The sequence below is a fragment of the Bacillus sp. SSR7 genome, assembly GCF_055902415.1.
Genome location: NZ_JBVVXV010000005.1, coordinates 20890 through 35240, shown reverse-complemented (window position 1 = coordinate 35240; position 14351 = coordinate 20890). Strand labels below are relative to the sequence as shown.

Genomic DNA, 14351 nt, shown 5'->3' with positions numbered 1-14351 from the left:
ATTCTTTGTCAGGTCTTTACACTGTAACATGATTATTTTTCTGTGTAAAATGAACACTCCCCCACTTAGCAAAGCTTGAAGTGGGGGTTTCTAACGTTTCGACCTAACGGACGATTAACGTCAGGGGAGTTAACACATTAGCGAGCTGTTTCACGCCTAACCCCTCTATCCCATTTGTCCATGCATTTGGGATTACTTTTCGTAAAATGTTAGCCGCAGCATTTACATCTGCATGAATTAAAGTTTTATTTGCTGAACGATATATGCCGCGCTTTATTCGTTTTCCTGAAAAAGTTGTATTTTGGTCATTTTCTCCATACGTTGGAATGAAGTCGTTATCCAGAAAACTTGCTTTCGATGTATATGATTCTTCAGTTACAACAACTTGAATGCCTACAGCATTTGCTTTGTATGTAATCATTTGAATCAGTAAACTATGTGGGATATGACAAAACGATTGGTTATTTCTTTTTCCCATATTCGTTTCTTGTTTCCAACTTTTGTTTTGACCAATAACGATTTTACAAACTTCTTCTTCTTGAGCTAGTTTTACGATATGGTGACTAACTTTATGGAAGACGTCTTTTATTTTCAAGTAACGTTTTTGATGAAGTTTTTCTATCCTTTTAGAAGAAAAAGGTCCTTCATTCGTTTGTTTTCCATTTCTAAGAATGCTTGTAAAATGACTCTTCATTTTGTTGTAATATTGATTTATGCTTTTGACATGTTTGCCCTTAACAAGGACAGGTTTCATACCTGTGTTTGTTACGATGGTTGCAAGGTTATCAATACCTAAATCAATACCCATATAACGAGCATTCTCTTCAATAATTTGTTGTTCAGAAGGAACATCAATTACCAATTCCACTACATATTCATTGCATTTTGGAATCACACGAACTTGTTTCAGTTTACCTTCAGTGAAACCTAGTTTCCCAATATTTAATTGCAATTTCGTCTTTGGAAACTTTAAAAATCTACCGTTTTTAATGATGCAATCTTGGTTTGTATACAGAATCTCTTTTTCAGAAGAACGAATATACTTTGGAATCCTAGGCATTCCAGCATATTTGTTTGGATTCTTTTTATAGTCTTTTAAACTAGCAAAAAAGAACGTACGTTTCTGTTTTTCTTGAAAATAAAATATTTCTTTTGATTCACCTCACCACCTTCATTTACGTTTAGGGGTGGGAGTCCTCTCGAAAGGCATTTCAAGAAAAAGGCATGATTTCTCATGCCTTTTTCTTGAAATGAAACGAATTTTTATCTTGTAAACTTTGAACAAATCGAAAACATTGCACCATCGATAATAGAAGGATAACGATCATAATTATACTAACTACTACTATTGCATATATTGTAATCGGTGCACTATCTATCCCTTGTATTCCTGCTATTTTCATACAGATAATCGTAAACAATTTTAAAAATAACATCCCATTAACTAACCCAAAAACAAACGCTACTCCATAAATAAATAATTGCTCCTGACATAATAAACATAGTACATCATTTCTCTTCCCATTCCCTGCTACATAAGACTTCATTTCTTCTTTCCTCACTTGCAGAAGAGAATACGTCATTTTATATGTAATAAACATACATATGAAAATGACTACGATAAACAACATGTAAAAACACATTTGAAATAAAAGTGTAGTCCCTAATTTCCCAACAACTACTTCATTAAATTGTAGCGATATCATAAAAAACAAAATCATAGTACTCATAGCAATCCACATAAATTGCTTCATCCTTTTGGTAGCAAATGTTCTTATATTTTTTCTCGCTAACCGACATAAAGACATAAAATTCTTCCCCTACCTTATTACATACGCATTCTATACTACTAGTGTATAAAAATATGACATTTTAAACATCGCACTACAATCGGAATTTCCTCTAAGTCTTTAGTCCTAGAAAACAAAAATGAACATGTTTATCTCTTTAGTATAGAACTAAAAAAAGAACACTAAAGCGGAAAGGCAATTATATTGCCTTTCCGCTTTAGTGTTTAATGAGGTGTACTTTTTAACAACTTAATTAATCTCATCCTCAACTTCTATTCTTTTCTTCTCTCTTGCAATTTTTAAAAACTCTAAAAGCTCTGGATTGCTATTCATTTTTTTGTAAGCTACTGACATTTCTGCAACAAAATTAGAATCATATAGCTCCTTATATACAACTTCTGTTTTATATAATTTATTTGCTGATACAGGTATGACTGTAATTCCAATCCCAGCTGCTACAAGTCCCATAACTGTTTGATACTCCGTTGCTTCTTGCACAATACGCGGGCTAAATCCAACTTCTCTACAAAGAGATAATATTGTATCATACAAAGCTGGCCATACTGGTCTCGTAATAAATACAAACGGTTCATCCCGTAAATCTTCTATATGTATTTCATCTTTTTCTGCAAGTGGATGAGCCTTCGGTAAACATAAAGTACACGATAGTTTTTGAATTGGCTCTAATTCTAATAATTGTGTTGGGATTGGTGGACGCAAAAATCCAATATCAATACGATTATCATGAAGTGCATGCACTTGATCTGGAGTAGATAATTCATGTAATGCAACAGACACCCTCGGAAATTTCTTTCTATACTCCCTTACGATAGATGGTAAAATATCATATATCGCCGCACCTACAAAACCAATTGAAAGTGAGCCCACTTCTCCCCTTTGGGCACTTTGTGCAATCTCTACCGCTTTTTCAATTTGTTCGAACGCTTTTTTTACTTCTTTCAAAAACATTTCTCCAGCTTCTGTTAATTCAACCTTTCTCTTCGTTCTTGAAAATAACATAACTCCCATTTCTTTTTCTAATTGCTGAATTTGTTGACTAAGCGGTGGTTGTGTCATTTGTAAACGAGCAGCCGCTCGTCCAAAGTGTAACTCCTCTGCCACTACAACAAAATATTGCAAATGCCGTAATTCCATTTTGGACACCCTTTTCCATTTCAATTAATACGTCTAATATATTAATAACATATAATTTATATATTAGACAAATTTTTCGAATGAACGTATAGTAGAAATTGTTAATTCTTTTTTACAATTTTTATGTAAAAAAAGAAAGAGGTGGTTACTGTATGAAATGGTGGAAATTAAGCGGACAAATTTTACTATTATTTTGTTTCGCTTGGACAGGTGAATGGATTGCAAAACAGGCACACCTCCCAGTTCCAGGAAGTATTATCGGTATTTTTTTATTATTAATCTCATTAAAATTTAACCTAGTGAAAAAAGAGTGGATACAGGACGGTGCAGACTTTTTATTAAAAGAACTTATTTTATTTTTTATTCCTTCTGCAGTCGCTGTCATACGCTACAAAGATACACTATCACAATATGGAATCGATCTCATTTTAATTATTATGATTAGTACACTTTGTGTCACTCTCGTTACAGGACTCTTAACAGAATTGCTACTAAAGCGGAAAGGATCCGTGCAATGATCGGCTTTCTTTGTTTACTATTAACACTATTCACATATTGGATATCGAAGAAAATGTATCAACGCTGGAATTGGAGCTTACTTTCTCCTCTTCTCGTCTGCCCTATTATTTTAATCGCTTTATTACTCGGACTAGACACATCTTATGAAACGTATGAAACTGGAGGCCACTGGTTAACAGAATTATTAAAACCTGCAACAGTTGCTTTTGCATGGCCAATCTATAAATACTTTGATTTACTTAAGAAACATGGAATGGCTATTTTACTTAATGTCATTGTCGGTTCGTTTCTATCAGTTATTACTTCAGCACTACTAGCAAATTATTTTCAAATTGATTCATCGTTAGAACATAGTTTAGCACCTCATATTGTAACGACGCCAATCGCAATGGCCATTTCAGAAATGATTGGTGGTATGTCACAATTAACAGCAGTATTTGTTTTTTTAACTGCGTTAACAGGAGCATTGCTCGGACCTTCTCTTATTCGTATATGCCGTATTAAAACAGCAATTGCAAAAGGTATTATGTTAGGAACGAGCGCAAATGGAACTGGCACATCAAAAGCTTTCGAAATCGGTCCTGTAGAAGGAACGATTGCAAGTTTATCTATGCTTTTAACTGCAGGAGCTAGTTTAGTTATCGTTCCGCTTTTCTTATCGTGGATACATTGAAAAAGCAAGTGTTTACACACTCGCTTTTTTATTTATGTATTTGTTTAAAATCTCATAATCCTCCGGGAAAGATAACGTTAATTCCTTCATTTCATCTATCCTCTTCCAAGCAATTTCATGTATTAACTCATCAGGATCTTGGATTTTCATACTACCACCTATTTTTTTTACGACATAATAATGAACGTATACAGGAACCCCATATGTAATACCTTCTTTTTCGTATATTTTACTTACAACTTCCACATTGTAACCTGTTTCTTCCCAAACTTCTCGGATACAACATTCCTCTAGTGTTTCTCTTTTTTCAAGTCCTCCACTTGGGACGGACCACCTTTTTTCTTCACCCTTTTGTCCTTGCAATACCATTAAAACTTCATTTCTTTCATTTACACATACTGCTGCACAACCTATCCATCTTTCCATATACACCCCTCCCCTACTACTATTCGGTTCCTTTTTCCTTTTCTCCTTGAAAAAAGAGGAAAAAAGGAAAACGATGACGAAAATTTACATCAACTTCATAGGCAGTTCCTTCTTAGAAATTAAAAACGGAAGGATGAAAGCATGATTTCTAAATATGTTGTGGAGTGTGTCTTTTGCGAAAAAAATCGAAAACCTCGTCAGGCTATCGTCACAGTTCCAGCTACTACTCAGCTACTAGCTATTGAAAAAGTGCGTGCAGAATGTAAACGTCGTTTCGGAAAAGCTTTATTATTACAAACTGAAATTAAAGAAGAAATAGTTTTTGAACCAAAAGAAAGCTGACCATAAATTGGTCAGCTTTCATATCCGATCATATTTTCACATGAAGATTAGGGGCATCCTCTTTAAGGATCGGGATTTTCCCATTATGTACGTTCCATAATGGTCATCGAACAATATATTTCTACACAATTAAATATTGAATAGAATAGGGCAAAACTTGTTCGCATTTTTAGAAAAGGGATAGGGATATAATTCAAGTAGTACTTCGAATACTCGAACTTTACACTCATTATATTAAAGCAAATCCTTTTATATGGGAAATATGAATTACTTACATAATTCATTCGTAAAACATATTAGTTTGCTATATTATTTTCATTCCATTAATAACATACATCCAACTAGAACTGGTGTCATAATCATTGAAAACTTTAAAAGCATCCTAGACGGATGCTTTTCTACATTAATACTATGTACTTAATCTTGATTAATTAAAATAACCGCGGGGCCAGCGACTACTACTCCAGCTACTTCGATTTTTTCAAATTCCTTTACTGTAATAGATATAACGCCTTCTCTTTCCATCAATTCTTTACTCAGGACATCAGTCGGTATAGCTTTCACCGTCTTACCTCCTTTTCATTTATACAATATGCAAAAAATAACTTAACGCATCTATATATATGCATCACCTCCGCTTTCATTCCTTATTCCACTCAATAGACTTCCCTCCCTGCCATAACATATTGAAAAATAAAAAAGCACTCGCAAACGCGAATGCCCTTCATTATTTACTCTCTATTACTTTTAACATTCTATTAATAAATGCTGCCGATTCTCCACGCGTTGCAGAACCTTTCGGCATAAATTCATTATTTTCATTTCCTTTTACAATGCCTAATCCATAAACACGTTGTACAGCTTGTTTATCATATGCTAAATCTTGATCTGAGAATGGTAACGAAACTAATTTACCTGTAATCTTTTTATATTGCAGTGCACGGTCAATCATGATAACAGCTTCATCTCGTTTAATCGTATCGTTTGGAGCAAATATACCATTTCCTCTACCACTTATTATCCCGGCACTTGCTGCACGATTAATACCATCTATTAGTGATGGATGCGCTGTATTTAAGTCACTAAAATTCGATGACCCTTCAGGTAACTGCAATGATCTTGATATTAAATTTGCAAATTCACCACGTGTTACGAGACGCTCTGGCCAATAAGAACCTTTTCCATCTCCAACCATAATGCCCCGCTTATCTAATTCACGAATGTCTGCTTCGTACCAACCACCCGTTATATCATCTTTATGGTTCGCATCATAATACATTTTTGTTCCTTGTAAGAATGGTTCCCACCCATTATTTTTAATCATAATAGCCGGACAAATCTTCCCGCTCCAAAATTGATGCTTCTTCACATTTTCTAAAGGGATATTTAATTCCCCCATTAAATAAGCTGCTAGTTTACGAGCATTTTCAACAGCTTTATTATAATCACCATCTTCGTTTACAGCAATTTCAATCGCAATTGATTCTCGATTCCCAGTTCCTTCTGCTCCATCCCCAGCATGCCAAGCATTTTCGTTTAATGGAAGGTGTTGATAAATCTCTTTATCGTCTACCGTAAAGTGCCACGACGCTGAACGATCTTCCGTTCCCGTTGCTTGGTTATATAAATATATCGCATGGTTTCTAGCATTTGCCCCAACACTATAATTATCTGTCTCATGAATCGTAATATACTTCGGGTTCATCGCGTAACCTGGACGAATATTTTCATTTCCTTTTGGTACAATCATTTCTTTTAAAGGGACACCATAAATATCCGTTGTTTTCTCTTCTATTGGTGTAGCATACATAGCTGCTGCACGTTTTGTACGTGTTGGTGCTGCGTCTTGTATAAGCGAAGCTTTTGTTCCTTCAAATTTTGCTGAAGGTGAATGAATCCATTTTATCTCATTATTTATTTTTACTTGGAACCATTCTCCCGCCTGTCCAATTGCTTGAATAGTTTGCGGCTCCAGTACATTTTCTTCTTTGTATGAAGTAAATGGTTCAGAATAAGTAGAGCTTTCTTCATTAATAACTAACTTTTCACTTAATAATGGGTGAATTTCTTTAACCTCTACATTTCCATCACTATTTTGTATCCATCCCGTTCCCAATGAAGTTCGAACATAGTAAGCGTTTCCTTTTCTCTTCTCAGCCTTTACGACTTGATTCGAAATACGAACCCCTGTCTCTTTTTGAAAATTACTAGAATCATATAAAGGTACTTCTCTCACTATATGTACAAGAAACTCACCTTGCACTTCATTTCTTACTCCTTTATCTTCCCCTCGACCATCTTCATCTTTCATATGGTTTTCAATACTTTTTAAAGCTTGTTTATCAGATGAAACTGTAGCAGTTTTTTCAAGCTCATTAGCATAGGAATAATTTGGAATCGTTACCATACTAAATACAATTGATGCAGCTAAAACATTATAAAATCCTTTTTTCATCATAATACTTAACACGCATATCATTAAATTCGTGTTAAAATTCCCCTCCTCAACCAAAATATAGATTATCTACTAAACTATTAAGCAACATAACCATTTACAATATAACAGAATCATTTCAATTCGTATAGATAGGAATGACTACTATTTGCCTACATTTACTATATTGGAATATGAAAAAGAAGCTATAATATATAGCTTCTCTCTACGTTTCTTCAATCTTTATGCACCTTATATTCCACAATTTTACCATCTCTATCAAATTGTAAAACAAGATGTTCACTATCTATGGGAATAAAGCCACGTTCAGTTCCAAGATAGTACGAAGTGATAACCCCGTTTTCTCCATTTCTCGTTTCAGTAGGCGTTCCTAATAATTGTGTAATTTCTTCATTTGATTTTCCTGTTAATTTATATTTTTGCAATAGATCATCTACCATATATACCCGTTTATCTTCAGCATGTAACCACCGATCTTGGTTAAACTTGGAAGTGTACGTATTCATACTTAATTGTGCAGTACATACTACTAATGGAATAAGTGCTACTATTAACACTCCCGACATTTGCTTCTTTTCTTCATTACGATTTTTAGCAACATATAAGATCGACTTTTGAATCATAACTAATAAAACAAATGGCATGACTATTATAAAAATGCTCGTTACACTTAATGACGTATGAGCCATACCAATAATAAACATAAAAGCAAGATACATGAGTATATACAAACAAATATAAACATACAAAATACCCCTTAATATAGCACTCAGAAAGCCCACCTCTTTTTAATTCATTATATAATTCATTCGATTAATGGTTTCTCGAAGTTTTTCTAACTCTTGACCTGTATATATTACTTTCCCCGTTAAGAATTCATTTCTGAAGAACGATACAATTTGCTCTCTATTTTTTAATCTCGGCGTTTTTTCTTTAGAAAGATCTAGCACTTCTTTCCCATTCTCATTATAAAAATATACAATCGGTTTTATGTTTTCCTTTACAATATCAACTTGCATTTCTTTCAAACAATTGTATAGAATATGAGACAGTTTCTTCGCTCTATATACTGGGTTCCCTTCATTTTTCACTTGTATCGTTAATGAATCTTCACCTGTAATATATTCAAACGTCTCTTCTTTCTCTATCTCTTGTTGATACTTGCCAATTTCATCAATCATAAATGAATATGTACTAGCATTTTCTTTCGTTAAGCCATGAATTAATTTCCCTGTCCATTCTTTCGTCTCAAGTACATACATACCCGTTTTACTTAAAACAAGATGATGAATTCGAAAATCATTTCCACCTTGTTGATTTTTAATAAAAACATTCGGCATAATATGAAATTCATGATCTTGTATTATGCCTTGCTCTACGAAACCACGCTTCATATATTGTAATGTTTCGTGTGTACTCATTTCAGCTCCATTTTTCGTATACTCTCGCAAATCTGCAATTAACTTTTGAAACATATGTATTTCATTACTATGTTTTTCTTGCATTTCACTGCGTTCTTTACTATGTTGCACAGCTAATTGATTTTTCATCATACGCATATTTTCAAGTTCTCTAGCTGCACTTATTTGTAAATCATTGTATTTTTTCTGTTCCATATTTTTTAATGTATTTTGCTGCTCTTTATGTTCTGTAACCGCAGCTGCAATTTCATTTTCGTACGTTTCAATTGCTTGTTTCTTTTCAAATTCTACTTGCTGACTCTCTGATTCTAGCTGTTTATTTTTATAAAACAGCACAAATGCTACAGCTAATAATATTAAAATCGCACCTATTAGCACATAATTCATATTTTTACTCCTTTATTTCATTTTCGATTATTTTTTATAAATATATCTATTATAGTATACTATGGTTTCGATATAGACTTTGTAAAATTTGTATATTTTTAATAAAAGGTACCTCTGAAGAGATACCTTTTATTTCCACTCTATTGTACACCATACTGAATATAACTTGAATCGTAGTATATCCATTGATTTGTCCCTAAGCAAAGCCATCCATCTTGCTTACTCCATACTCGATACGATTCACCATGATATAACTGTCTTATAACATTTCCATTTAATGATGGAGCATCACGTAGATTTACATTATCACCAGTAATAGTCGCCACATAATGTTTATACTGAATATAACTCGAATCATTATATACCCACTGATTTGTCCCTAAACAAAGCCAACCACCCTGTTCTCCCCAAACTTCATATGCTTCGCCACGATTCAATTGGCGAATTACACTAGACTGTAAAGATGGTCCACTTCTCAAATTCACATTATCTCCATTAATTATAGCAACTCCGTACACTGGAGTTGCACTATTAAGCGGGGAAACATTACCTCCACCACTTGCTCCATTCCCTTGTAAAGCTTCTAATGAAACTGCAGCTGATACATCACAATTTCCTACGCCTGAAATTTGTCCAGAATCTGTGTATTGCCATGCTGTCCACTCTGTCCATCCACCAGCATTAGCAGGCGGTGTACTCGAGTATCTAGCAATCCAAAGCGGAATATCACTTAATCCGCTAATTCCGAACTCATTAATATACCAAACTCCTGTATATAACATTACATCTTTTCCAGTAGCCTGTTTCACATAATTTATGAAGCTTCTTGCCCAATTCGATATAGCGTTACCAGTTAAATTACTGTTGCTCGGATCTGTTGGTGATTCTAAATCCAGAACTGGCATTAAGTCTGTGTGGTTACTTTGTAATATACTCACAAAATATTTCGCCTCTGAAATTGCATCATTTTGTTCTGGGCGTGCAAAATGGTATGCACCAATTAATACATTCGCATTTCGTGCTGCTTGTACATTCTTAGTAAAAGTAGGATCAATGTAATTTACACCTTCTGTCGCTTTTGCATACGCCGCTGAAATACCGGATCCCTTCACTGCATTCCAATCAATATTCCCTTCCCAATGGGACACATCAATAAACGTAATATTTGAACTAGATCTATCTTGCATATAAAAGCTCCTATCAATTTTTTCATTTCGTATACATACAATATGTACAACTTTATTAAAGGGTGACGACGTTTATACTATAGACATAAAGAGCAAACATATTTTATAAACAAAGTAAAAAAGCCTTGTAATTACAAGGCCTTTTGTAAACTTCCTTTATTTTGTAGTAAATACATATTATAATACAACCCTTGTTCACTCAGTAATTCTTGATGTGTCCCTCTTTCTACTATCTCTCCATCATGCATAACAAAAATTTGATCTGCATCTTGTATGGTAGATAATCTGTGTGCAATTGCTATCGTCGTCCGTCCTTTTCGCATTTGCTGTAACGCTGTTTGGATTGCATCTTCAGTTTCTGTATCAATATTTGCTGTTGCTTCATCCAATACTAACACTTTCGGATTCGTTGCTATCGTTCTAGCAAAAGCAATTAATTGTCGTTGACCACTAGAAAATGCAGCTCCTCTTTCTACTACTTCCGTTTCATACTGCTCTGGTAACTTTTCAATAAACGTATTCGCTTGCACAAATTGTGCTGCTTCTTTTACTTCTTCATCCGTAATTTCTTCATTATACATGCGAATATTTTGTTTTACATTTCCCGCAAATAAAAATGCATCTTGCAATACAAGTCCTATTTTCTTTCTAATTTCTTGTTCTTCAAATTTATCTAACTCTACACCATCTATTACAATATTTCCGGACTTAATATTATAGAATCTCAGTAATAAATTCATAATGGTACTCTTTCCGCTACCAGTGTGCCCAACGAAAGCAACCGTTTGCCCTTGTTTCACGTGAAAAGATACATTTTTTAAAACATTACGTTTTCCATCATACGAAAAAGTAACATTTTTAAATTCAATATCTCCATTAATAACTTGAGGATTTCCATCCCCTTTTTGAACTGGCGCTAAATCTTTCTCATCCATTAAATGAAATACACGTGATGATGAAACCAGTGCCTGTTGGAAAAATGATAATTTCATCATCATCTCATTTACAGGCTGGAAGAAACGATGTATATAGTTAACAAACGCATATAAAACGCCTACTTCAACAGGACTCTTCAAAGCATCAATTCCAAATAAACCAAGTACTAACGCAATAGCTACAATATGAACTAAATCCGTTGCTGGACGTAAAAGCAATGCATCTAACTTTAATGTACGTCGCCCTGCACTATAATGTTTATTATTCACTTCTTCAAACTCTTTTCTCATGCGCTTTTCTTGTCTGAACACTTGAACAATATTCATCCCTTGAATGGACTCGTTTAACTTTGCATTTAACACACTTAATTGATTACGGACTTCTAAATAAAAAGCTGCACTTTTCCGGCGATATAGCACCATAATCGCAAACATAATCGGAATTAATACGAGAGAAAATAGCGCTAATTTTACATTTAATAAAAACATCGCTACTAAAATCCCTACTAAAAATACGATATTTTTAACAAATGTTGATAATACACTGACATAAAAATCTTTAATTGCTTCTGTATCATTCGTTATGCGCGATACGAGCGTACCAATCGGCGTACGATCAAAGAAACTTAATGACAACTTTTGAACATGCTCATATACTTCAACACGCATATCTTGAACAATTTTAAAAGCGATATTTTGAAAATATAACAAGTCTAAATAAGTAAATAATACTTTTAATAAGTGAGCAACAATATACAATACAAATAGAGTAACAAGTGCTGATTGATCAAAGTTACGTGGTACTAAGTGTTCATCAAGAAATTGTTTAATTAAAAACGGACCCATCATTTCTGTTATAGTTGCACCAACTAGAAATAAAAATGCTAATGCTAATAGTCCTTTATATGGCCTCATATAAGACAATAATCTTCTTAAATCGCTCTGTTTTTTCGCAGCCATCATACGCCTCCTTTCTCGACTAATGCTTCTAACTGCTGGCTCTCATACATTTCTTTATACCAACCATGTTCCTTCATTAGTTGTTCATGTGTACCTCGTTGCACAATTCTGCCCTCATCCACAACAAGAATGAGATTGGCATGCTGAATTGCACTTAAACGATGGGCAGTAATAATTGTCGTTTTCCCTGCTCTTTCCCTCTTTAAAGCATTTAAAATTGTTTCTTCTGTTTTTGCATCTACTGCTGATAAACAATCATCCAAAATTAAAATTTCAGCATTTGTTAATAAAGCACGAGCAATAGAGATTCGCTGCTTTTGACCACCAGATAATGAAACGCCTCTTTCTCCTACTACTGTTTCATATCCTTCTGAAAATTGGAGGATGTCATTATGAATACAAGCAATCTCTGCAGCTTGGGTAATTTCATTGTACGTAGCATCCGCCTTTCCAAAGGCAATATTCTCACCAATACTTGCTGAAAACAAAAAATGATCTTGCGGCACGTATGAAATGGCAGAACGGACACCATGAAGTGTTATATCTCGAATATCTCGCTCCCCAATTTTTAATTCACCATTAAAGTGATCATACTCACGGATTAAACATTTTAATAAAGTCGTTTTCCCTGCGCCTGTACGTCCTACAACTCCTAGCGTTTCGCCCTTCTTCAAATCAAAGTGAATATCGTTTAAATGTAACAATTCATTTTTCTTATACGAAAATGAATCAACGGCAAACGAAACATTACCGCTCGCTATTGTATGTACAGCATTTTCGCTATTTACTACATCTGATTTTTGTGAAAGAATTTTTTCTACACGGTCATATGAAGCACGCCCACGCTCCATAATATTGAATAACCATCCAAACGCTAACATTGGCCAAACGAGGGTACCTAAATATGTCGTAAATGTAACGAGATCACCTACTGTTAATTCACCTCTTACAACTAATACCGATCCGTAACATACTGCAATTAAAAAAGAAAAACCTACGATAAGAGCGATTGTTGGATCAAATAACGAATCAATACGTGCAACTAACATATTTTTATGTACGACATCTTCTGATTTTTTTCGGAACGCTTGTAAATCTTCTTTTTCTTGTCCAAGCGATCGAATTACCTTCATTCCACTCATACTCTCTTGCACTTTATCATTGATTTCCGAAAACGATTGCTGTGCTTTATGAAACCTTTTATGTAATAAAGTGCCGTAATAATTTGTCGATATTGCTACAATCGGCATTGGAATTAAGCTTAACAATGTTAACTTCCAACTAATTGTAAAACCCATCGCTACGAGTACACATCCCCCAACAGCCAATGAATCAACAAGTGTTAAAACACCCGCCCCAGCAGTTTGCTGAATTGCTTGAATATCATTGGTCGCGTGCGCCATTAAATCACCTGTGCGATTTGACTGATAGAAAGATGGACTCATCTTTGTAAAATGTTCATACAAATTTTTCCGTAATTGGCGAGCTAACTTTAATGAAGACCCAAAAATCATAATACGCCACACGTAACGTAATATGTACATCGTAATACCTACGAGTACTAAGAGTACAACCCATTTTAGTAACTTATCAGTCGTTAATGTTCCATCGTTAATTTCATCTACAACAATTCCAATCACTTTTGGTGCTACAAGTTCTAAAAGTGCAACGCCAAATAATAAAATAATTCCGGTTATGTACGCTCGTTTTTCTTGTTTAAAAAACCACGCTAAACTCATAAACACTTTCATATTTTTCCCCCTCCCTTAAAATGAGCGATGTTTTCAGTTTACCAAAAATACAGAATTTTTAAAAGTTTTAAACTCTGTCTATATCAAAAAGAAAAGACACTCTTAGCGAGTGTCTTTTAGCGCTTATTTCATTTGTTGCTTGTTCATCGCGCTCATCATTTGATTGATTTTCTTTTGGGAAGGTTTTTGTCCCATTTGCATCATCATCATTTTTAACATTTGTTCGTTAATTGGTGGATTTTTTTGTAAGTAATTCATCATGTATTTGCGGGCAATGAAAAATCCTAACGCCACGCCTGCTACTAGTGCTACTACGCCCACTAGAATACCTAACCAAATTGGCATATATT

At 34.2% G+C, this 14351-nt stretch carries 14 protein-coding genes and 1 pseudogene; 3 read left to right on the top strand and 12 right to left on the bottom strand.

Going from position 1 to position 14351, the window contains the following annotated elements; translation table 11 throughout:
* Window positions 1-103: 103 nt before the first annotated feature.
* The 3 genes and pseudogenes from AC0NJG_RS11570 to alsR form a co-directional block, all read right to left on the bottom strand.
* Window positions 104-1111: pseudogene (locus tag AC0NJG_RS11570) on the bottom strand (RNA-guided endonuclease InsQ/TnpB family protein); the annotation flags it as partial.
* A gap of 121 nt (window positions 1112-1232) precedes the next feature.
* Window positions 1233-1808, bottom strand: a complete 576-nt coding sequence (locus tag AC0NJG_RS11565) for an ABC transporter permease (RefSeq protein ID WP_474063075.1) — start codon at window positions 1806-1808, stop codon at window positions 1233-1235.
* Between the two features lie 231 nt (window positions 1809-2039).
* Window positions 2040-2945, bottom strand: coding sequence for an acetoin biosynthesis transcriptional regulator AlsR (alsR, locus tag AC0NJG_RS11560; RefSeq protein ID WP_000423226.1), 906 nt, complete (start codon window positions 2943-2945; stop codon window positions 2040-2042).
* Window positions 2946-3097: 152 nt separating this feature from the next.
* Between alsR and AC0NJG_RS11555 the strand changes: the two genes are divergently transcribed.
* Window positions 3098-3463 carry a CidA/LrgA family holin-like protein gene (locus AC0NJG_RS11555; RefSeq protein WP_000872364.1) on the top strand — a complete coding sequence of 122 codons (366 nt, stop codon included), beginning with the start codon at window positions 3098-3100 and terminating at the stop codon, window positions 3461-3463.
* Window positions 3460-4137, top strand: coding sequence for an LrgB family protein (locus AC0NJG_RS11550; protein WP_474063074.1), 678 nt, complete (start codon window positions 3460-3462; stop codon window positions 4135-4137). Before AC0NJG_RS11555 ends, AC0NJG_RS11550 begins: the two co-directional genes overlap by 4 nt.
* A gap of 12 nt (window positions 4138-4149) precedes the next feature.
* On the opposite strand, the gene AC0NJG_RS11545 is transcribed toward AC0NJG_RS11550, so the two are convergent.
* Window positions 4150-4563 (bottom strand): NUDIX hydrolase, encoded by a 414-nt coding sequence (locus AC0NJG_RS11545; protein ID WP_429698584.1) that lies wholly within the window; start codon window positions 4561-4563, stop codon window positions 4150-4152.
* 141 nt (window positions 4564-4704) lie between these two features.
* Here AC0NJG_RS11545 and AC0NJG_RS11540 point away from each other — a divergent pair, with 141 nt between their 5' ends.
* Window positions 4705-4905: a DUF3903 domain-containing protein gene (locus AC0NJG_RS11540; protein ID WP_087994732.1), complete on the top strand. Its 201-nt coding sequence runs from the start codon at window positions 4705-4707 to the stop codon at window positions 4903-4905.
* Between the two features lie 417 nt (window positions 4906-5322).
* Here the strand turns inward: AC0NJG_RS11540 and AC0NJG_RS11535 are convergent, their stop codons facing one another.
* The 8 genes from AC0NJG_RS11535 to AC0NJG_RS11500 all read right to left on the bottom strand — a co-directional run bounded on the left by AC0NJG_RS11535 (window position 5323) and on the right by AC0NJG_RS11500 (window position 14346).
* The gene (locus AC0NJG_RS11535) at window positions 5323-5469 is read right to left on the bottom strand and encodes a BC1881 family protein (RefSeq protein WP_000644411.1); all 147 of its coding nucleotides are present in this window, start codon (window positions 5467-5469) and stop codon (window positions 5323-5325) included.
* 163 nt (window positions 5470-5632) lie between these two features.
* A complete protein-coding gene (locus tag AC0NJG_RS11530; protein WP_474063129.1) occupies window positions 5633-7360 on the bottom strand; it encodes an S-layer homology domain-containing protein in 1728 nt (575 codons plus the stop codon).
* 215 nt (window positions 7361-7575) lie between these two features.
* The gene (locus tag AC0NJG_RS11525; protein WP_474063073.1) at window positions 7576-8142 is read right to left on the bottom strand and encodes a hypothetical protein; all 567 of its coding nucleotides are present in this window, start codon (window positions 8140-8142) and stop codon (window positions 7576-7578) included.
* 6 nt (window positions 8143-8148) lie between these two features.
* On the bottom strand, window positions 8149-9168 hold the full coding sequence (locus AC0NJG_RS11520) for a nuclease-related domain-containing protein (protein ID WP_474063072.1): 1020 nt from the start codon (window positions 9166-9168) through the stop codon (window positions 8149-8151).
* A gap of 140 nt (window positions 9169-9308) precedes the next feature.
* On the bottom strand, window positions 9309-10355 hold the full coding sequence (locus AC0NJG_RS11515; RefSeq protein WP_087994733.1) for a GH25 family lysozyme: 1047 nt from the start codon (window positions 10353-10355) through the stop codon (window positions 9309-9311).
* Window positions 10356-10486: 131 nt separating this feature from the next.
* Window positions 10487-12250, bottom strand: a complete 1764-nt coding sequence (locus tag AC0NJG_RS11510) for an ABC transporter ATP-binding protein (RefSeq protein WP_087954576.1) — start codon at window positions 12248-12250, stop codon at window positions 10487-10489.
* Window positions 12250-14001 carry an ABC transporter transmembrane domain-containing protein gene (locus AC0NJG_RS11505; protein WP_087994735.1) on the bottom strand — a complete coding sequence of 584 codons (1752 nt, stop codon included), beginning with the start codon at window positions 13999-14001 and terminating at the stop codon, window positions 12250-12252. The genes AC0NJG_RS11510 and AC0NJG_RS11505 overlap by 1 nt, the downstream gene beginning before the upstream one ends.
* 123 nt (window positions 14002-14124) lie before the next feature.
* Window positions 14125-14346: a YneF family protein gene (locus AC0NJG_RS11500; protein ID WP_001123317.1), complete on the bottom strand. Its 222-nt coding sequence runs from the start codon at window positions 14344-14346 to the stop codon at window positions 14125-14127.
* Between the last annotated feature and the right edge of the window lie 5 nt (window positions 14347-14351).